The sequence below is a fragment of the Kribbella sandramycini genome, assembly GCF_013131805.1.
GTDB lineage: Bacteria > Actinomycetota > Actinomycetes > Propionibacteriales > Kribbellaceae > Kribbella > Kribbella sandramycini.
Genome location: NZ_JABJRC010000016.1, coordinates 34,664 through 54,798, shown reverse-complemented (window position 1 = coordinate 54,798; position 20,135 = coordinate 34,664). Strand labels below are relative to the sequence as shown.

The following is a 20,135-nucleotide window of genomic DNA, read 5'->3' as shown; positions in this document are numbered from 1 at the left end:
GGGAGACCGCCCATGCCCGAGCACACCCGCTCCACCGTCGGCCGACGGCAACTACTTGGCTGGATGGGCGCCGGCGCGGTGGTCGCCGGTACGCCGCTGGGCGCGCGGCCCGCGTCCGCGGCCGGCCTCGGGACGATGGCGGCCCCGCTGACGGTCTGGCTGCCGTCACCGGCCGACAAGATCAAGCGCGACCGCGCCTTCGGCCCGTCCACCGACGCGATCCGGTTGCAGGCGGCGCGGAACGAGTACGAGTCGGGCCAGATCGTTGTCCGGACGACCAGCGGCACCACCGAGATCGGTGTGACCGCGAGTGAGCTGACCGGCCCGGGCGGCGCGAAACTGAACGGGATCGAGGTCTTCGAGCAGCGCTACATCAACGTCACGTGGACGCCGCCGGACTCCGCGCCGTACGGACCTGGGGTCTACCCGGACGCGCTCGTCCCACTCACCCCGGCCCGGCGAATCGCCGTCGGCGCGAACGCCAACCAGGGCATCTGGTTCACCGTGAACATCCCGCGCGATGCGGCCCCCGGCCACTACACCGGCTCGCTGACGATCAGCGGCGGCACGACGCCGGTCGTCGTACCGATCGACCTCGAGGTGTGGAACTTCGAACTGCCGGAGAAGTGGAGTACGGCGACCGCGGTGTCGATCTGGTACCAGCAGGTCGCGCGGGCGCACGACGTCCCGTACGGCGATCCGCGGCACGAGCCGTTGATGCGCAAGTACTACGAGTTCCAGCTGAAGCACCGGATGCTGTCGAGTGACATCCCGGTTCCGGTCAAGCCGAAGTTCCAGTTCCCGGAGCGGCCCGACCTGCTCGCTCCGGGGCCGGGGCAGGACCCGGAGCCGGCCGAGTTCCTCGCCAAGGCGGATCAGTACCTGCGCGACTCGCGGGTGGTCCGCTTCCGGGTCCCGCTCTACACCAGCGGCGACTACGAGCAGGGCTTCCAGGTCGACGAGGTCAAGCTGCGCCAGGTCGTGGACGGCCTACGAGCCAAGGGATTACTCGACCGGGCCTACGGCTACTACGCCGACGAGCCGATGACGGATGCGGCGTACGAGCACGTCCGCAAGCTCTTCGCCACGGTCAGCAGGGTCGCGCCGGACCTGACGCATGTGCTGACGCTGGAGCGGCCGCCGGTGCAGAAGCTGCTGGACTTCGTCCGCGCTTGGTGTTTCGTGATCACTGTGCCGAAGCCGGAACTGCCGGAGATCGTTGCCCAGCTCAAGGAGCGTGGCGATCTGGTCTGGTGGTACACGGCCGTCACCCACCACTACCCGTTGCCTGGTGTCTTCATCGCCGACAGCGGCGTCGGACATCGCCTCTTGCCGTGGATTCAGTATGGGCTCGGTATCGAGGGCTACTTGTTCTGGTCGAGTACGGTCTTCGGCAAGTGGATGGGCCCTGGCTACAAGGTCAGCGATCGGTGGACCGATCCGTTCGGGCTGGGTACCGAAGCCGGGGACGGCTTCCTGATGTACCCCGGGAACGCCGTCGGCGTGGACGGGCCGGTCGGGACCGTGCGGCTGGAGTGGATGCGCGAGGGGTTCGAGGACCTGGAGTACCTGGCCCTGTACGACCGGAAGGCGGACGCGCTCGCCGCGAGCTGGGGTGTCGCCAAACCCGAACGGGGCTTGGGTTCCTACCACGAAGTCCTGTACGACCGACTGGCGCCGTACCGGGACGAACCGGCCTTCTTCCACCACGTGCGGGCACAGGTCGGCGCCGAAGTCGCGCAGTTGTTCGGGCCGACGCCGGCACTGGTCCGGATCGACCGGCCCACGGCCGGGCACGTGGTGGTCGAGCTGATCACCCTCAAGGATGCCGCAGTGACGATCGGCGGTGCAGCCAGTACGGCGATCGCGGTGACCGGCCCGGCGGCGACCCATCGGATCGTTCTCGACCTGCCCGCGGGTGAGCGGACGGTCGCGATCTCTGTTGCTGGCAGCAACTTCTCTCGAACGGTCAAGGTCGGTGCTGCCGCGACCCCGCACGAGATCATGATCAACGCCTTCGAGACCACCGCCGACGTCAGCCGGCTGACCACGCGGGAGGCCTCGGCGACGTTGAGCGACCAGCATCCGACGACCGGCGGCCGATCGGCGAAGCTGGTCTTCAACGCGAACGCAGCCGACCCGGCCTGGGCCGGGGTCTACCTGTACACGCAGAAGGACGGGCAGCCCGAGCAGTCGATCGGCCGTAACGACTGGTCGACGATGGACGCGGTCGCGTTCGACATCTACAACGACTCCGACCGGCTCGTCCTGATGCACTGCGACTTCTACGACCCGGTACGGGTCGACGACGGCAACCCGTTCTACCTGGCGCCGCGCAAACAGCAGCGGGTCGTCGTACCGCTGACGCGCCTGGTCAGCGACCTGTCGCGGATCACCTCGATCAAGCTGCGGGTGGACAAGCGGGACACCGCGCTGACCGTCTACCTGGACAGCGTCCGGTTCCTGCGCAGCAAGACCGGGCTGCCGGCGCCAGGCACATGGTCGCGGCAGGATGCCGAGCAGCGCCTCACGTTCCAGACTGTGCGGGCGAACGGAACGATCGGGTATGGCCGGGAGAACGGCGCTGGGTTCGACGTAACGAGCGTGGCGGCCGGTGTGAGCGGGCAGGTGTCGGGCACGGTCGATACCGCCGGCCGGATGAACCTGGTCGGGCTCACACCGACCGGTCAGCTGCGGTGGAGCCGGCTCGATCGGAGCTGGACGCACACGACCGTCGATCCGCTGCCCGGGAACGGGCCGCGAGCGAGGTTGACCGGGACGCCGACCGCCGTCCTGGATGCGCTCGGCCGGTTGACCTACTTCGCCCGAACGACCGAGGGGAATCTGATCCGCGGCCGGCAGACCGCGCCCGGGGCAACGACCTGGGTGGCGGCGTACGTGCTTGATCTGAGCGGTAACCGGATGCGGGTGGGCGCGGATCCGGCGAGTGTGCAGGATCCGTCCGGGAAGCTGACGTACTTCGTCCGGGGTCACAACGGCGAGCTGATGCACGGCTGGGAGAGCGCGCCGGGCAGCGATCAATGGGCCGTCGATCTCATTCGCCAAGGGGGTAACGGGGTTGCCGCCGTCCTCGAGGGGCGGCCGGGAGTGACGCAGGAGATCTCCGGGCGGATCACGTTCCACGGGCGCTCGGTGGCCGGCGCGATCGTGCACGGCTGGCAGTCGACGCCGGGGAACGGACCGTGGCGGTGGGACACCCTGCCGCTGACCGTAGACGGAACCGCGGAGACCGTCACGATCGCGGGCGATCCGGTCAGCACGCTCGATGCCGCCGGCAAACTCGCGTACTTCGCCCGGACGACGGACAACCGGATCTTCCACAGCTGGCAGCGCTCGCCGGCCAGCGGGCCCTGGGACGGCACGGTGATCCGGGTCGACGGCGTCGCGGCGCAGATAGCGGGCGAGGGGACGGCGGCGCAGTCCGCGGACGGGCGGTTGCACTACTTCGCCCGGCTCGCGTCGGGCCGCCTCGGGCACTGGTGGCAGGACGTGCCGGGCAACGGCCCGTGGCGCGGAGGCGAGGTTCCCGATGCCTGAGCGGACCGAGTGATGCCATGATGGCGCCATGGAGCTGAAGCTTTCTGCGTCGTACGACGCCACGCCCGAGGAAGTGTTCGCGGTCGTCACGGACAAGACGTTCCGGGAACAGGCCTGCGAGAAGACCAACGCGTTGTCGTACGACGTCCAGGTGAGCACGTCCGGCGCCGACACCGTCGTCAAGGTGACCCGGGAGATGGCGTCGGACGACGTCCCGGACATCGCCCGCAAGTTCGTCGGCGGCACGCTGACCGTCGTCCAGACCGAGACCTGGCACGCCGCGGCCGCCGACGGCTCCCGGACGGCGGATGTCAGCGGCGAGATCAGCAACACGCCGGTCAGCCTGAAGGGCACCGCGAGTATCACCCCGGGCGGCGCTCAGACCGCCCAGGGCATCGAGCTCGACGTGAAGGTCGCCGTCCCGCTGATCGGCAAGAAGATCGAGCCGTTCGTGGTCGACGCCATCCGCAAGGGGCTGGAGAAGGAGCACGAGCTCGGCCAGGAGTGGACCAAGTAGTCCCGATGAGCGACACCCCCGCCCCCCAGGTGCGCGGGGGTGTCGTTCACCGTTTCGCTCGGCCTCCGATGGCATGGTGGTCAGTGAGTGCGCTCCGGAGGTGAGCCTGATGCGGAAGTTGCAGGTAGTGGCCGATACCGCTCAGTTCTGCGTGATCTGCGCGGGGACGATGCCTTTCGAGCGGGTCGACGCGGTCGATCACGCGGGTGACGAGACGGCCGAGCTGGTCTGCGTCGCGTGCGGATACGCGCTGCTGGTAGACCCGCTGGTGCAGGAGCTCGACCGGTCTGCTTAGAGCGGCGGGCCGAACCCGCAGAGCACCGGCTTGGCGCGCGCCGGGTCGAGGGCGTTCGCGACCAGCTGGGCGACCGTCGGGTCGAAGGCGAGGCCGACGTGGCCGACCGGGTCCAGCGGGCAGACGTCCTGGACGAACTTGTTGGTGACGCCGGGCTCGCGGATGAACGACGTTTCGTGCGGCGTGACGAGCGCGTCGAAGCGGCTCGCGATCACGGTGTACTTGACGCCGGGCTGGGCGATCGGGCCGGCGGTGAGCTGTTTGATCGCGGAGCCACCGACGATGATCTCCTTGCACGCCGGGCAGCCGAAGTCCCGGAGTACCTGGTCGACGAGCGGGCGCAGCCCGAGGTAGTCGCCGACGCTGACGAGGCCGGCGAACGTGGTCCCGTGCGTGGGCGGTGCGAGTGCGACCACTTTGCCGACGGCATCGGCGTACCCGCGGACCTTCGGGCCGTAGATGCTGTGGAAACCGCCCTCGGAGTGGCCGACGATGTCGACCTTCGCCGCGCCGGTGGTCTGCCGGACGCGCTGGACGAAGGCCTGGATCTGGGCGGCGGACTCGGCGATCGGGATCGTGCCGCCGACCGGGATGACCGGCGACGCCTGGCCGTAGGTGAGGGTGAAGGCGCAGTACCCCTTCGCGGCCAGGTACGGGCCGAGGAACGAGTAGTTGCCGGGGCCGTTCCCGCCCAGCCCGTGCAGCAGCACGACCGGGTTGGGGTGGGCGGCCGAGGGCCGGCAGGACCAGTTGTCGAAGCCGGACGAGGGCGCTGCGGTGGCGGCGGGAGTCGTGGTGACCAGGGCGGTCGTCACCACGGCGGTCGCGAGCACGGCCTGGGCGGCTCGGCGTAACAAAGTGCTCTTCAAACGGTTGAACATGACGGGACTCCCCGTGACGTATCGGTCGGTGACCGGTGGGTAACGGAAAGTTGAGCAGGTTTCCGGGTCATGAACAAGAGCTCGTGTTCAAAACACATCACTTGGTTACGCAGACCGCACCGGGGGTAACGTCCAGCCCATGAGTCGGACCATTCGGGGGCTGGACGCCGAGCAGCGGCGCGCCGAGCGACGTGAGCAATTGCTCGACGCCGCGCTCACCCTCTTCGCCGCCAACGGCTACCTGAACACGTCGATCGAGCAGATCTGCACCACGGCGTACATCGGCACCAAAAGCTTCTACGAGCTCTTCAGTAGCCGCGAAGACTGCTACGTGGCTCTCCTCCGCCGCACGTCCGAGCGCCTCGAGGCCCGGATGGCCGAGGCGGCCAAACAAGCCAACGGCAACGAACGCCAAGAGGCCCCCCGGCTGCTGGCCACCTTCGTCCACGCCCTCGTCGACGACCCGCGCGTCACCCGCGTCACCTTCGGTATGGCGGCCGGCATCTCCGAATCCGCCGAACGCGAACGCCGCACCAACCGCCGCTGGTCCGCCGCCTTCCTCGAACAACTCTGGGACGCCTACGACGGCCCACCCACCGACGAACAACGCCCCCTCCGCCACTCCGTCGCCATCGGCCTCGTCGGCGGCATGTTCGACCAGATCTCCGACTGGCTCCTCGACGCCGACCTCACCAACCCCAAGCAGGTAGACGTCCTCATCGACGACCTCACCACCTTCTACATCACCGTCCGCCGCGGCCTAACCCGCTGAACACCGCATTCGTCGCCGCCGGATTCAGCCGGGTGACCGGTCCGCCGCCAGGCACGTAGATCGTGTCGCCGACGGCGGCCGCGGCCATGCCGTGCCGCGGGGTAGGCAGGTCGGCGTCCCTGACCCAGGCGCCGGTTCGAGCGTCGTACGACTCGTTGTGCGGGAAGACACCAACCCGCCGAGCACATAGATCTTCCCGCCCAGCGCCACCACGCCATGCTCCTACCGCGGCCCACCCACGAGCGGCGCCAACGGGTGTCGGCGGCGGCATTGGGAACGAACAGCGTGCTGCCGAGCAGGAACCTCATCACGGGCCGACCGGGACGAGAGTGTTCCACGAGTCGTAGGAGTCGCGGATGATGTAGTGCTCGACCGTCTTGTCCAGCCAGAGGCTGACGTTGCGCCCCGATCCGACAGTCACCTTCCGATTGCCCTTCTGAAGTCGAACACGACCTCGGTCGTGTTCTTGCTCCGGTTGTACACATAGGCCCAGGCCGCCCGGCCCGGGGTGTCGGGAGCGTTGTCGATCTGGATGGTGAGGTCCGGCCCGCCGGAGTAGCTCCAGGTGTAGTTGCGGGAGCCGTTCGTGGCGGTGGGATTCGCCGCGGCCCGGCACCGCGCGACGATACCGGTCTCGCACACGCTCAGGCCGGTCACCGGCGAGTTGTACGACCTGCGCCAACTCGTGTTCGGCTTGATCTCACTGTCGGGCTGGCGGTTGTTCTCCCGGAGCCGGGCCCTCGGCCGAGGACCGTGGGAGAACCAGGGCGGAGGCAGTCAGCACGAGCGCCGTCATCGCGGCGCCGCGGCGCAGAAGTTGGAATCTCACGCACCGCTGGACAGCAGCCCCCTCCGCCCTGCGACACCTCAGCCCCAGGGACCCTCGGCTAGATCTTCCCCGAGCAGCGGATCGGGGTGGCGCCGTTCAGTTCGCACAGCTGGGCCCACTCGACCTCGTGGTCGATGATCTCGTAGGCCTTGGCCTGCCGGTAGCCGAGCACGAACTTGCTGCTCGGGTTCACATTCGGGTGCTTCAGTTCCAGCCTGAGCGTCGTCCCCTTCCGCCCGTTGTAGAACCACACCCACGCCTTGACCCGGCTGCTCGGATGCCGATCGATCTGCATCTCGTGCCCGTTCCATTTCAGGTTCGCGTCGTATGCCGCGGACGCAGGCAACGGCACACTCACAACCGCCGTAACCACCGCGACCGACAGTGCCAACCCGCGGACCACTCGTTTCTTCAGAGATGTCATGCCGCAAGAGACAGGAGTATCCCCGACTTTGTGACAGCCAGGCGCTGTCACGAATTTGGCGGCTGGTCGGTCATAGGTGCCGAAACCGTTGATGCGGGCAACTTTTTTCGAGGTGGAGGTTCTTTGCGATGAAGGTGGCACTGACTGGGGCTACTGGGTTTATCGGGTCGCACGTTCTGACGAACTTGCTGGACCATGGTCACGAGGTGACGGCGTTGCTGCGCGATGACCGGGGCATGGATGCGCTGGCTGTTCGCGGGGTCAAGTCGGTGGTTGTTGACCTGGTGGATCAGGCTGGGGTGACGGAGGTGTTCGCGTCGACGGATGGCGCTGTTCACACCGCTAGTCCGGGTGATGCGAGTAGTGCGCAGGTGGACTCGTCGGTGGCAGACGCGGCGATTGCGGCGTACGGCGGCAGCGGGCGGCCGTATGTGCACACGGGCGGGGTTTGGACGTACGGCAACAGTGTCGCGATCACTGAGGAGTCGCCGTTCGATTCGTCGTCCGTTATCGCTTGGCGGGCGGCGATTGAGGATCGGTTGCTGGCGGCGGACGGGGTGCGCACCACGATCGCGATGGCGTGTAACGCGTACGGCGATGGGGGTAGCGGGTCGATCCCCGGCATCGTGCTGGGGTCGCCGCGGGATGCTGCGGATCGGCTGATTGTGCTCGGGAGTGGTGAGCAGCGGTGGGCTCTGGTGCACGCCGCGGACCTGGCCGACTTCTACCGCCGTGCGCTGGAGAACGATGCGGCCCACGGTCGGTACATCGTCGGCAACGGCGCGGCCGCGACGCTCCGCGAGCTCACCGAGGCTGCGGCGGCGTCCATCGGCGCGGCCGGGGTCGTGCCGGGCTCGGTCGAGGAGGCCCACAACCGCCTTGGCGAAGGCTTCGCCGATGCCCTCCTCCAGGACCAGGTCGTCACCACCACGAAGGCCGCCGACGAGCTCGGCTGGCGCCCCGTCCGTCCGACCTTGCTCGAGGTGTTCCAGGGCGTCGTCCGCAGCTGAGCCCCGGAGCGCCACCGCTGCACAATTGCTCGACACGCCGAAGACCCCGGGCGTGTCGCCCAGTTGTGCAGCTCTGGCGGTTCGCAGCGTTTGGCGGGTTCGCACGTCCTTGGGGCGTAGAGATCAACCTTAGGGAGAACTCATCGTGCGAACCATCGCCAGATCGAGGCCGGCTGCCCTGGCTGCCGTTGCTTCCATCGTGGCCCTGGCGCTCGGCGTACCGGCCGAGGCCACGCCTGTGCCGTCACCGCCGGGGCCTGCGCCCAAGCCTCAGGTACGGCAGGTCACGCTGCTGACCGGCGACCGCGTGACCCTTCGCGACGGAGATCGCGGACCGGCCATGATCGATGCGGGCGCCGGTCGCGAGCAGATCAGCTTCGACACGTATCGCGCGGCGAACCGGCTGTACGTCGTACCGTCCGACGTCCGGGACGACGTGGCCCGCGGGCGGCTCGATCGGCGCTTGTTCGACGTGACCGGCCTGATCGCGGCCGGGTACGACGACCGGGCGAGTACGTCGATCCCGGTGATCGTCACGTACGCCGCGACGGCCCGGAAACGGTCGGCGATTCCGGGTGCGAAGGTGACCCGGCAACTGCCGATCGTCAACGGCGCCGCGATGTCGGTCGGCAAGTCCGCGAACTTCCTCAGCGGGACGTCGGGCGTCGACAAGGTCTGGCTGGACGGGAAGCGCCAACCGACACTGGACGTCTCCGTGCCCCGGATCGGCACTCCGGCGGCCTGGCAGGCGGGCTACACCGGGAAGGGCGTCAAGGTCGCCGTCCTGGACTCCGGGATCGACGCGACCCACCCCGACCTGACGACGCGCGTCGTCGCCGCGAAGAACTTCACGGCCGAAGCCGACGGTGATCGAATCGGGCACGGCACCCATGTCGCGTCCACGATCGCCGGTACCGGCGCGGCGTCGGGCGGGAAGTACAAGGGCGTTGCGCCGGACGCCGAGTTGTACGACGGCAAGGTGTGCACTGAGCTGGACTGTCCGGAGTCCGCGATCCTGGCCGGGATGGAATGGGCCGCGACCGAGGTGCGGGCCAAGGTCGTCAACCTCAGCCTGGGCGGTGACGACACTCCGGAGCTGGACCCGCTGGAGGCGGCCGTGAACCGGCTGACCGCCGAGACCGGCACGCTGTTCGTTATCGCGGCTGGGAACAGCGGCCCAGAGGACCGAACGGTGAGCTCTCCGGGCAGTGCGGACGCCGCCCTCACCGTCGGCTCGGTCGGCAGGGCCAACGACGCGCTGTCCCTCTTCTCCGGTCGCGGTCCGCGCGTCGGTGACGGCGCGGTGAAGCCGGACCTCACGGCCCCGGGCCAAAGCATCGTCGCGGCGAAGGCGAAAGACTCGAACATCGGCACCCCGGTCGGCGAGCACTACCTGACCTTGTCCGGTACGTCGATGGCAACACCACACACCGCAGGCGCCGCCGCACTGCTCGGGCAGCAGCATCCGGAGTGGAAGGCCGGTGAGCTCAAGGGCGCGCTGATGGGTTCGGCGAAACCGGCGTCCGACCAGACCGCCTTCCAGCAGGGCGCGGGACGAGTGGACGTCGCCAAGGCGATCGAGCAGACCGTCGTCAGCGATCCCGGCAATCTGTCGTTCGGTAAGGCGCTCTGGCCGCACGACGACGACGTACCAGTCACCAAAGAACTCACCTACCGCAACCTGGGCAACCAGCCCGTCACGCTCGCCCTCACCGCCGACCTCAAGGCACCGGACGGCAGCCCGGCTCCGGCGGACGCACTGACCTTGAGCGCAACCACGCTGACCGTTCCGGCCGGTGGACAGGCCTCTGTGCGTGCGACGTCGAACACCAAGCACAACGGCCCCGATGGCTTCTATTCGGGCCGAGTGACCGCAACCAGCGCTGGAGTCTCGGTAACTACCGCAGTTGGGGTCGAGCGGGAGGACGAGCACTACACACTGACGCTGAAGGGCATCGGCCCGGACGGCAAGCCCGCACCGCCCTCCGGGGTGGTCTACGGAGTGGCGGACGACCAGCTGACGTTTTACGGCACCGGGCAGCCGGAGGTGCAGCTGCGGCTCCGCAAGGGCGAGTACATGGTCGACAACCGCTTGGCCGTGGCAGGCTCGAAGTACTGGACGTCGCATCCGAACCTGCAAGTGACTGCGGACACCACACTGGTGCTGGACGCGCGGAAGGCGAAGCAGGTCGAGATCACGATCCCACGAGCTGATGCCTCGCTCGCAGTCGCGGCGATCGGCTACACCCGGACGCTGGATCCGGGGTCGGCCTTCGACTCGTACGCGGTGCTGCCCGAGCTGAACAGCTTCTACACGTTGCAGCTCGGTCCGGGCGTCGCAGACGACTCACTGCGCAGTCTGGTCACCACCCAATGGGCGAAACGGAACTCCGCCGGCCAGTTCGACAACTCGCCGTACCTGTACGCGCAGGCCGCCCAAATAGCCGGCCGATTCCCGACCGGGTACGTCCGCAAGCTGCGAGCACAGGACTTCGCGGTACTGCGGCAACAGCTGAACGCAGTCGGCAAGCAGCAGACGTGGCGCGCAGTGGTCGCACTGGTACCAGGCACCTTGGCACTCTGGACCACCGCTTTGCGCTACGACCAGCCGAGCAAATCCACCGTCATGGTGGAGGCCAAAGACGCCTCCTGGTACACGAACGTCGTGGAACCAACCGACCCGAGTGGCGACCCGGGCGGTCATCCGGACGACTACACCACCTGGCTGAACGGACCCATCCGCAAGTACGAGGCCGGCCGGACCTATCACGAGCGCTACAACGCCGCAGTGTTCGGAACGGCGTCCAACCACTCCTTCCGGAACGACGACTGGCTCGCCGTGTACGCCCACGGCTTCGTCGATGCCGACGGCAACCACGGCGAAACAGTCCTCGAAAGCCAGTCCAGCAAGCTCTTCCGCAACAACGAACTGGTAGGCGAAAACGATCGCTGGGGCTTCGTGGGCGCCGTCGACCTACCCGCGGAGAAGTCGGAGTACAGATTCGAAACCACACAGACCCGAACGTCGGCCGCCGGCCTGAGCACCCGAACCGACCTACGCTGGACGTTCACCTCCGCGGAGACCACCACGGAAACCCGCATCCCCTTACTAGGCATCGGCTACCGCGCACCAGTCGGCGCCGACAACATCGCCGACCGGACTCCGACAACCGCCCTACCCGTCATCCTCGCCGGCGATAAGGACCCCGACACCGGCGTCCCCCTCCCGCTGCCGACGATCAAGTCGATCGAGGTAGAGGTCTCCGGCGACGACGGCGCGAGCTGGAAGCCGACGACGGTGTCAGCGGCTGGGCCGGGTGCGTACCGGGCTGTGTTCGCCACCCCGGCGGGCGCACGTGCGGTGTCGTTGAAAACCAAAGTGGTGGACACCGAAGGCCGGGTAACCGAACAAACCACCATCAAGGCCTACCCGCTGCGCTAGGCGCCCCTTTCGACAACGAGATCCGCGACCGCCACCCACGCGGTCGCGGATCTCCTGGTTGGAGCGCGGGGTGGTCCCCGCCGATGGGCGCGCGCGAGCGCGCAACCCGCGAGCAGCAGGTCCCGCGGGAAACGAGCTGCGGCCAGCATGTCGAGCGGCAGCGAACAGCTCGGCGGCAGCCGGACCCCAGGCCCCGCGCCCACTCCACTCACCACACTCGCCGTCACGCGACAGCCGTTGGACGCGCGGCAGCGAGCAACCCGCCAGCGGCAGCGAGCAGGTCGAGCGCCAGCGAGCACACCAGGCGACGGTCCCACCCACGGGCGCCAGCGAGCAGGCCGAGCGGTAGCGAGCAGGCCGAGCGGTAGCGAGCAGGCCGAGCGGTAGCGAGCAGGCCGAGCGGTAGCGAGCAGGCCGAGCGGTAGCGAGCAGGCCGAGCGGTAGCGAGCACGCTGGCGACAACCCGGGCCCCGGGCCTGCGCCCACCGCCATTCGCTCCACTCACCAGGCTCTCCGCCAGGCGACAGCCGATGGACGAGCGGCAGCGAGTAATCCGACGGCAGCCCGGCGAACGAGCGGCAGCAAGCAGGCCGAGCGGAGCGGATGCCCCGGCGGTAGCCGAGGGGAGCGGTAACTCGCGCATCAAGCGGTAGCTCGCAGCGCGAGCGGAGCGAGTGCCCCGGTGGCAGCCGGCATCGAGCGGCAGCTCGCACATCGAGCGACAGGTCGCGCAGGATACGAGCGATGGCGAGCAGATCGAGCGCCAGCGAGCACACCGGCGGCAGCCCCCGATGGACGCGCGAGTACGCGCAACCCGCGAGCGGCAGCGAGCAAGTCGAGCGCCAGCGAGTAGCCAGCGCGGTAGCCCGGTGAACGAGCGCCAGCAAGCAGGCCGAGCGGACCGAGTGCCTCGGCGGCAGCCGGGGGTCGAGCGACAGCTCGTGCATCGAGCGGTAGCTCGCAGGGCTTGGGGTGGGTGGGGCGGGCGCGTAGCACGCGATGGAGGAGCGGGCGTAGCGGGCGCGGGGGAAGCAAACCCTCTCAACCACAGTTCGTTCGCGGCGGCGGGTCGCCGGGAGGTGAGTCGGCGAGCGCCGGAGGCGCCAGAAGAACTGTCGCCGCCGGAGGCGGCGTCCTTTACTCGTAGACGAGGGTACGGAGGGCTACGTGGCCTTCTTCGTCGAGGACGTAGTGGGTGTGGCCTTGGGCGTCTACGGCTAGGCCTTCTACGCGGCGGATGTCGCCGAAGTGGTGGATGGACTTGGTGTCGAGGGGGGCGGGGGTGGGGGTGAGGGTGAAGGCGATGTGTTCGGAGTCGGCGAGGGCGCCTTCGGGGTGGTCGGCCAGGACGGTGGCGGATTTTCCGGCGGCGTCGAGGTCGCCGATGATTGCGTCGAAGTGGACGCCGTCGCGGGTGTCGAGGGCGCGGAAGCCGGCGGGGGCGGCGGGGGTGCCGATGTCGGTGAGGGTCCAGACGCGGGTGCAGCGGGGGACGGCGTTCGGGTCGGTGAAGAGGTCGTCGACGTTGGCCAGTTCGACGAGGATGGGGTGGCCGGTGGCGGTGACGGGGTAGCGGATGCCCAGCAACAAGGTGCCTTCGGCGGTGAACTCGGCGGCTTCGATGTTGATCGGGTGGTCGGTGGGGAGGACGGTGCCGCTCCAGCTCTTGGCTTTCTGTTCGCCGGCGGCGATGGTGGCGTCGACGTACACCTGGCGGCCGAGGGGGCCGAGGGGGAGCAGGTCGGTGCCGGCGAGGGCGTCGTTGATCGCGCGGTGCAGGGTGAAGCGGAGGCGGACGACGTCGAGTTCGGCGGAGGTGCCGTCGTCGAGGGCGCGGGCGATGGCGGACTCGCGGACGCGGGCGATCCAGGAGCGTTTGGCGGCGAGCGGGCCGCGCTTCTTACCGAACTGCGAGCCGACCAGGTAGACGTACCCGCCGCGGGCGGCGCAGGCTTCGGCGTCCTCGGTCTTGCCGTTGTGGACGCCGGCGTCCGCGGGGACGCGGACCGCCGTCCAGCCTTCGTCCATGGCGGCGCCGGCGGCGTGGGCGAGGACGGCGATGGCGTTCTCGGCGGTGGCTTCGTCGAGGACGGTGACGAAGGCGCGCTCCCAGCCGCGGCGGGCCAGCTCGTCGGGCCCGAAGAGCCGGCAGAGGTCGGAGGCTTCGTTGGGCTCGAGGTGCAGGTCGGTCTCATGCATAACGGTGAAACGCTACAGCGGGCCGGACCGCTCCCGCTGCAGCGCCTTTCCCGGGTTGTCCCTGATCGATTCCAGGGTCAGCCCTGGTGCGGGTACCGGTAGTCCGTCGGCGGGGCGAAGGTCTCCTTCATCGAGCGCGGCGAGGCCCAGCGGATCAGGTTCCACATCGAGCCGGCCTTGTCGTTGGTGCCGGAGGCGCGGGCGCCGCCGAAGGGCTGCTGGCCGACGACGGCGCCGGTCGGCTTGTCGTTGACGTAGAAGTTGCCGGCCGCGAAGCGCAGGTAGTCGGCGGCCTCGGCGACGGCGTGCCGGTCCTGGGCGATGACGGCGCCGGTCAGGCCGTACGGCGCCGAGCTCTCCATCCCCTTCATGACGGCGGCGTAGTCGGCGTCGTCGTAGACGTGGACGCCGAGGATCGGGCCGAAGTACTCGGTGCTGAAGATCTCGTCGGTCGGGTCGTCGGAGACGATCAGCGTCGGCCGGACGAAGTACCCCTCGCTGTCGTCGTAGGTGCCGCCGGCAACGACTTGGAGGGCGTCGGTGGCGGCCGCCCGGTCCAGCGCGGCCTTGTGCTTGGCGAACGCACGGTCGTCGATGACGGCGCCGATGAAGTTCGACAGGTCGCTGACGTCGCCCATGGTCAGCGACTCGGTCTCGGCGACGATGTCGTCCTTGATCAGGTTCCAGACCGATCGCGGCACGTACGAGCGGGAGGCGGCCGAGCACTTCTGGCCCTGGTACTCGAAGGCGCCGCGGACCATCGCGGTCTTCAGGACGGCGGGGTCGGCCGACGGGTGCGCGAGGATGAAGTCCTTGCCGCCGGTCTCGCCGACCAGCCGCGGGTAGGTCTTGTACGACGCGATGTTCGTCCCGACCGTCGCCCACAGCGACTGGAAGGTCTTGGTCGACCCGGTGAAGTGGATACCGGCCAGATCCGGGTGCGTGAGCGCGGCCTTGCTGACGTCGATGCCGTCGCCGGTGACCAGGTTGATCACGCCGGCCGGCAGGCCCGCGGCCTCGAACAGCCGCATCGTCCAGTGCGCCGCGAACTGCTGCGTCGGCGACGCCTTCCAGACGACGGTGTTCCCCATCAGGGCCGGGGCGGTCGGCAGGTTGCCGGCGATCGCGGTGAAGTTGAACGGCGTGATCGCGTAGACGAAACCTTCGAGCGGGCGGTAGTCGACCCGGTTCCAGATCCCCGGGGAGGAGATCGGCTGGTCGTTGATGATCTGCCGCGCGAACGCCACGTTGAACCGCAGGAAGTCGATCAGCTCGCAGGCGGCGTCGATCTCGGCCTGCTGGACCGTCTTCGACTGGCCGAGCATGGTCGCCGCGTTGAGCGTGTCGCGCCACGGGCCGGCCAGCAGGTCGGCGGCCTTCAGGAAGATCGCGGCGCGGTCGTCGAAGGACAGCGCGCGCCAGCTCGGGGCCGCCGCGAGCGCCGCGTCCACCGCGGCCTGCCCGTCCGCCTCGGTGGCGTTGCCCAGAGTGCCAAGAACGTGGGCATGTTTGTGCGGCTGCACGACCTGGATCGAGGCGCCGCCACCGAGCCGCTGCTCGCCGCCGATCGTGCAGGTCAGGTCGATCGCGCCGGCCGCGTTGAACTCCTTGAGCTTCGCCTCCAGACTCGCCCGCTCGGCCGAACCAGGCGCGTATCCGCGGACCGGCTCGTTCACTGGGGTCGGGACAGCGGTGACGGCATCCATGGGTGTGGCGCTCCTCGAAAGGTGGGTTCGACTGGGTCTCAGCGTCTTCATGGTGCCATGTCCAACCCAGGACCACGAACCTGACAGGTCTGCTTCTCGTCCGCGTCACCGGGTAGGTTCGAGGCGTGAGCGGAGTCGGGCATTTCACGAACGCACAAGCGCAGGCCGAGTATCTCGCGCGGTACGACGAGACCCTGGCCGCGATCCCCGGCGAGCGCGAGAGCCGGGACGTGAGTACGACGTACGGGCAGGTGCGGGTCTACCGGTTCGGGTCGGCCGAAGGGGTGCCGTTCGTGCTGCTGCACGGGCGCGGCGCGACGACGGCGATGTGGACGCCGAACATCCCGGCGCTGGCCGCGGAGCGGACGGTGTACGCCGTCGACTCGCTGGGTGAGCCGGGGCGGAGTGTGCAGACGCTGCCGATCCACTCGTCGGCGGATCAGGCGGCTTGGCTGACCGAGGTGTTCGACGCGCTGGGGATCGGCCGGGCGCATCTGGCCGGCGTCTCCGGCGGCGGGTGGCTGGCGTTCAACCAGGCCGTGCACACGCCGGAGCGGGTCGCGTCGCTGGCGCTGATCGAGCCGGCGTACGTGTTCGCGCGGTTCGCGAAGAAGTTCCTGGCCGGTGGGCTCTCGCTGCTGCCCGCGGTGCCGGAGCGGTTCGGCGACCGGTTCCTGCAGTGGGTCTCCGGGGGTGCGGACCAGAACGACCCGAAGATCCGGCTGCTGGCCGCTGGGATGCGCCAGTACCGGATGGCGTTGCCGATGCCGGAGTACGGCAGTGACGAGCTGCTGCGCGGGCTCAGCGTGCCGGTGCTGGCGCTGGTCGGCGGGCGGAGCGTCGTCCACAACCCGCAGGAAGCCGTACGCCGGGCGCAGAGCTTGATCCCGGACAACGAGACCGAGCTCTGGCCCGATGCGTCACACGGCCTGTCGGGCGAGTTCCCCGCGGAGCTGAACGCGCGGCTGCTCGCCTTCGCCGCAGCGCGCTAAGCGCGCCACGGCATGTGCTGGAGCGCCCAGGTGTTGCCGTCCGGATCGGCGAACCAGGCGTAGAACACACCGCCCAGATCCTCGATCTCACTCACCTCGACGCCGCGGTCGACAATCTGCTGCCGGGCCCCGGCCAGATCCTTCACGACCAGATGCAGCCCGCGCTGCGACCCCACCGGCATGTCCATCTGCGGCAACCCGCTCGACAGCAGGATCGAGCAGTACGACCCCGGCGGGGTGAACTGCACGATCCGCACCCCGTCGGTGGGCGCGATATCCACGTCGCAGACCCACCCGAGCCGGGCGTAGAACTCCTTCGCCCGGTCGATATCCGCCACCGGTATCGGCAGCAACTCGAGCAGGAACGCCCCCGGCGCCACCAAAGGGTGCGCCGGGTCGACCGGAATGTCCGACGGGTCTTTCGGGACTTCGGTTTGTTCGCCCATCTCCCCCACCTCAGGTCAGGCCGACTTCTTGGCGGCCTTTTTTGCGGTTTTCTTGGCGGCCGTCTTCTTGGCGGCGGCCTTCTTCGGTTCGGCGGTCTTCTTGGCCGGCGCCTTCTTGGCGGGGGCCGCTTCGGCGCGACGGGCCTTGGCGGCTTCGACGGAGGCGCGGAGGGCGGCGACCAGGTCGACGACCTCGGCGGTCTCGGTCTCCTCCTCGTCGGCCTCGGGCAGCGGGACGCCGGCGGCCTTGGCCTCGACGACCTTCTCCAGGGCGGTCCGGTACTCGTCGTGGTACTGCTCGGGGTCGAACTCGCCGCGCAGGGTGTCGATGTACGACGACGCCATCGCCTTCTCCTGGGAGCGGATCTCGACGTCCTCGGGCGGGGCCGCGAACGACGCGTCACGCACCTCGTCGGGCCAGAGCATCACCTGGAGGATGAGGATGTTGTCGACCGTGCGGAGCAGGCCGAGGCTCTCCCGGGAGCGCAGCGCGACCTTGACCAGCGCGTACAGCTCAGAGCCCTCGAGGGCGTCCCGGAGCAGCACGTACGGTTTGGCGCCGGGCCCGCCGTCGGCCTGCAGGTAGTACGACTTGCCCAGATACAGCGGGTCGACCTGGTCGGCCGGCACGAACTCCAGGACGTCGATGACCTTCTTGCTGGTCAGCGGCAGATCCGCGAAGTCGTCCGGCTCGAGGACGATCATCCGCCCGTCCGGCATCTCGTACCCCTTGCCGATATCGGAGTACGGCACCTCCTCGCCGTCGATCGAGCAGATCCGCTTGTACCGGATCCGGCCGCCGTCGGCGACATGCACCTGACGGAACGAGATGTCCTTCTCCTCCGTCGCGGAGAACACCTTGATCGGGATCGTCACCATCCCGAACGAGATGGCACCCTTCCAGATCGCCTGCATGGCCACCAGCTCCCTAGGGTCTGCCGCGGGGTCCGTCCGCGGCGAGCAGATCGGGGATCTCCTGTGTCGCGTACCACATCAGATCTTCACCCTCGCACGCGTCGAGGGCAAAGAGGGCGTCGTCATCGCCGTTCTGAGCTTGTTCCCACAAATCGGCGGCCTTACCGACGACCGGCGTCGCGCCGGCCGCGTCCAGATGGACCGCGGCCACGGAGCGCCACGGGATGACCACATGCAGCTCCAGGCGGGCGTCGCCGAGCTCGGTGTCACCCGCGGCCGGCGGAACGGCGCTGACCTCGGCCGAGATCACCACCCGGCGGCGCGGGGTGCCCGGGTCGGCGGCGAGCAGGCCGACCGACGCCCGGGCGGCCTGCGCCATCGCGGCGTACTCGAGCTCCTCGTCGTCGCCCTCGGTGTACCACTCACGCAGCGCCGGGGTGACGGCGTACGCCGTGAGCGGGGCCGGGCCGACCTCGCCCGCGTGACACGCGTCGTCGAGCCGCTGCAGGGTGGCTGGGATGTAGACCCTCATGTATCCGCCTTCTTCGCGCGGGGTTTCTTCCGGCCCCGGGAGGCCCGGCTCCGGCTGCCCTTGGTGGTGTCGACCAACTCGTCGAGGGCATCTGTCACACATTGGGCGAAAACGGCGAGGTCGGGCATCGCGGTCCGGTCCGCGTTGAGCCCGTAGAAGACCTTCCCGTCGTACGACGTGACGCCCACGGACAAACCTTGCCCGGGCATCAGCGGTACGACCGGGTACGACGCGAGCATCGGCGCGCCCTGGGCGTACAGCGGGAACTGCGGACCGGGGACGTTGGTGATCACCACGTCGTCGATCGGGCGGACGGTCGCCGTCGCGACCCGGGCGGCCAGCGCGTGCAGCGTGGTGGGCGCGAAGCCGGCGATACCGACCAGTGAGCGGGCGCTGACCGCGCGGCCGGTGTCCTTGTGCACTTTGGTCTGGTACGAGATCTGGTGCAGCCGCATGACCGGGGAGTTCTCCCCGACCGGGAGCGTGACGGCCGAGGCGATCACCCGCGAGCCGAGCGACGTCGGCTCGTCGTCGTCATCGTCGCGAATGCTGACCGGGACCACCGCGCGCACGCTGCGGGTCGGGCCGACGCCCTCGCCGCGGGTCATCATCCAGGCGCGGACGGCGCCCGCGACCACCGCGAGGACGACGTCGTTGACCGTGCCGCCGTGCATCGCGCGGACGGTGCGGTAGTCCTCCAGGTCGGTCTGGACGGTGGTGAACCGGCGCTGACCGGAGGTCTTGACGTGCAGCGAGCTCTCCTGCGCGTGGCGCTGCGCGGCCAGCGAGCCGACGACGCCGCCGAGCACCTCGCGAACGGACGTCGAGCCGGTCAGGCTGGCCATCTCGGCACGGGCCAGCTCCAGGACGGCGGTCGGGTGTTTGGTCGCGTCGGCGACGACGCCGGCGATCAGCTCCAGCGCGGACGGCGGGTGGTCGGGCTGCCAGGTGTCGACGGGCGTGTCGTTGGGCTGGGCGGTCGAATCCAGCACGACCTGGCCGATGTCGACCGTGCTGTTGCCGTCGACAAGCGCCTGGTGGGACTTGGAGATGATCGCGAACCGGTCCCCCTGGAGGCCCTCGACCAGGTACATCTCCCACAGCGGGCGCGCGCGGTCGAGCCGCCGGGACATGATCCGGGCGACCAGCTCCAGCAGCTGGGCGTGCGTGCCCGGGCGGGGCAGCGCCGAGCGCCGGACGTGGAACGTGATGTCGAACTCCTCGTCGTCCACCCAGACGGGCCCGGCGAACCGCCCGGGGATCTGCTGGACGCGCTGCCGGTACCGCGGCACGAAGGCGATCCGGTCCCGGATCAGGGCCACCAGGCTCTCGTAGTCGAACTCGTCGTCGCCGTGCACCGGCGGCTCGAAGATGTCGACCGTGCCGGTGTGCATCGGGGTCGCGGGCGACTCGGTTCTGAGAAAGGTGAGATCCAAGGACGACAGCCGATCCGGCATACAGTCACCTTCCTCTCCGGCGGAATCGCTTTCGGTCACCCTAGCCGCCCCCACGGACAGTCGGCTGCGACACTGGCTGAACGGGAACACTGGACCTGTCACGTTCGTCAGGCAAGAGGGTGCGTCCCGCATCCCGATATCGAAAAGACCCCTTTGAAAG

Annotated in this window: 17 protein-coding genes; 7 read left to right on the top strand and 10 right to left on the bottom strand. The window is 69.0% G+C overall.

All coding sequences use genetic code 11. The features are described from left to right. Window positions 1-12 precede the first annotated feature (12 nt). The 3 genes from HPO96_RS36555 to HPO96_RS36545 all read left to right on the top strand — a co-directional run bounded on the left by HPO96_RS36555 (window position 13) and on the right by HPO96_RS36545 (window position 4,370). Entirely contained in the window at window positions 13-3,558 is a 3,546-nt protein-coding gene (locus HPO96_RS36555; protein WP_171679067.1) for a DUF8189 domain-containing protein, read from the top strand. A 28-nt stretch (window positions 3,559-3,586) separates the two neighbouring features. Further along, a complete protein-coding gene (locus HPO96_RS36550; RefSeq protein ID WP_171679066.1) occupies window positions 3,587-4,075 on the top strand; it encodes a DUF2505 domain-containing protein in 489 nt (162 codons plus the stop codon). Between the two features lie 109 nt (window positions 4,076-4,184). Beyond that, on the top strand, window positions 4,185-4,370 hold the full coding sequence (locus tag HPO96_RS36545; RefSeq protein WP_171679065.1) for a hypothetical protein: 186 nt from the start codon (window positions 4,185-4,187) through the stop codon (window positions 4,368-4,370). Here the strand turns inward: HPO96_RS36545 and HPO96_RS36540 are convergent. Beyond that, the gene (locus HPO96_RS36540; RefSeq protein WP_171679064.1) at window positions 4,367-5,251 is read right to left on the bottom strand and encodes an alpha/beta fold hydrolase; all 885 of its coding nucleotides are present in this window, start codon (window positions 5,249-5,251) and stop codon (window positions 4,367-4,369) included. The two genes, HPO96_RS36545 and HPO96_RS36540, sit on opposite strands and share 4 nt — an antisense overlap. A gap of 139 nt (window positions 5,252-5,390) precedes the next feature. Here HPO96_RS36540 and HPO96_RS36535 point away from each other — a divergent pair, with 139 nt between their 5' ends. Next, window positions 5,391-6,023 (top strand): TetR/AcrR family transcriptional regulator, encoded by a 633-nt coding sequence (locus tag HPO96_RS36535; protein WP_171679063.1) that lies wholly within the window; start codon window positions 5,391-5,393, stop codon window positions 6,021-6,023. Window positions 6,024-6,047: 24 nt separating this feature from the next. Here the strand turns inward: HPO96_RS36535 and HPO96_RS39980 are convergent, their stop codons facing one another. The 3 genes from HPO96_RS39980 to HPO96_RS36520 form a co-directional block, all read right to left on the bottom strand. Next, window positions 6,048-6,236, bottom strand: coding sequence for a hypothetical protein (locus tag HPO96_RS39980; RefSeq protein ID WP_171679062.1), 189 nt, complete (start codon window positions 6,234-6,236; stop codon window positions 6,048-6,050). A 204-nt stretch (window positions 6,237-6,440) separates the two neighbouring features. Next, window positions 6,441-6,680, bottom strand: coding sequence for a hypothetical protein (locus HPO96_RS36525; protein WP_171679061.1), 240 nt, complete (start codon window positions 6,678-6,680; stop codon window positions 6,441-6,443). Between the two features lie 230 nt (window positions 6,681-6,910). Continuing rightward, window positions 6,911-7,276: a hypothetical protein gene (locus tag HPO96_RS36520; RefSeq protein WP_171679060.1), complete on the bottom strand. Its 366-nt coding sequence runs from the start codon at window positions 7,274-7,276 to the stop codon at window positions 6,911-6,913. 128 nt (window positions 7,277-7,404) lie between these two features. On the opposite strand from HPO96_RS36520, the gene HPO96_RS36515 reads away from it, so the two are divergent. After that, window positions 7,405-8,286, top strand: a complete 882-nt coding sequence (locus HPO96_RS36515) for an NAD-dependent epimerase/dehydratase family protein (RefSeq protein ID WP_171679059.1) — start codon at window positions 7,405-7,407, stop codon at window positions 8,284-8,286. 145 nt (window positions 8,287-8,431) lie between these two features. Then, complete coding sequence (locus tag HPO96_RS36510; protein ID WP_171679058.1) at window positions 8,432-11,728, top strand: S8 family serine peptidase; 3,297 nt, start codon at window positions 8,432-8,434, stop codon at window positions 11,726-11,728. A 1,137-nt stretch (window positions 11,729-12,865) separates the two neighbouring features. On the opposite strand, the gene HPO96_RS36505 is transcribed toward HPO96_RS36510, so the two are convergent. After that, a complete protein-coding gene (locus HPO96_RS36505; protein WP_171679057.1) occupies window positions 12,866-13,927 on the bottom strand; it encodes a hypothetical protein in 1,062 nt (353 codons plus the stop codon). A 77-nt stretch (window positions 13,928-14,004) separates the two neighbouring features. Beyond that, a complete protein-coding gene (pruA, locus tag HPO96_RS36500; RefSeq protein ID WP_171679056.1) occupies window positions 14,005-15,633 on the bottom strand; it encodes an L-glutamate gamma-semialdehyde dehydrogenase in 1,629 nt (542 codons plus the stop codon). Between the two features lie 125 nt (window positions 15,634-15,758). Here pruA and HPO96_RS36495 point away from each other — a divergent pair, with 125 nt between their 5' ends. Beyond that, on the top strand, window positions 15,759-16,625 hold the full coding sequence (locus tag HPO96_RS36495) for an alpha/beta fold hydrolase (RefSeq protein WP_171679055.1): 867 nt from the start codon (window positions 15,759-15,761) through the stop codon (window positions 16,623-16,625). Here the strand turns inward: HPO96_RS36495 and HPO96_RS36490 are convergent. The 4 genes from HPO96_RS36490 to HPO96_RS36475 are packed head-to-tail and all read right to left on the bottom strand — an operon-like array spanning window position 16,622 to window position 19,975. Beyond that, on the bottom strand, window positions 16,622-17,071 hold the full coding sequence (locus HPO96_RS36490) for a VOC family protein (RefSeq protein ID WP_171679054.1): 450 nt from the start codon (window positions 17,069-17,071) through the stop codon (window positions 16,622-16,624). The two genes, HPO96_RS36495 and HPO96_RS36490, sit on opposite strands and share 4 nt — an antisense overlap. Window positions 17,072-17,086: 15 nt before the next feature. Next, window positions 17,087-17,986 (bottom strand): non-homologous end joining protein Ku, encoded by a 900-nt coding sequence (gene ku / locus HPO96_RS36485; protein WP_171679053.1) that lies wholly within the window; start codon window positions 17,984-17,986, stop codon window positions 17,087-17,089. Window positions 17,987-17,999: 13 nt separating this feature from the next. Then, window positions 18,000-18,518, bottom strand: coding sequence for a DUF6912 family protein (locus HPO96_RS36480; RefSeq protein WP_171679052.1), 519 nt, complete (start codon window positions 18,516-18,518; stop codon window positions 18,000-18,002). Then, the gene (locus HPO96_RS36475; protein WP_171679051.1) at window positions 18,515-19,975 is read right to left on the bottom strand and encodes a WS/DGAT/MGAT family O-acyltransferase; all 1,461 of its coding nucleotides are present in this window, start codon (window positions 19,973-19,975) and stop codon (window positions 18,515-18,517) included. The genes HPO96_RS36480 and HPO96_RS36475 overlap by 4 nt, the downstream gene beginning before the upstream one ends. Between the last annotated feature and the right edge of the window lie 160 nt (window positions 19,976-20,135).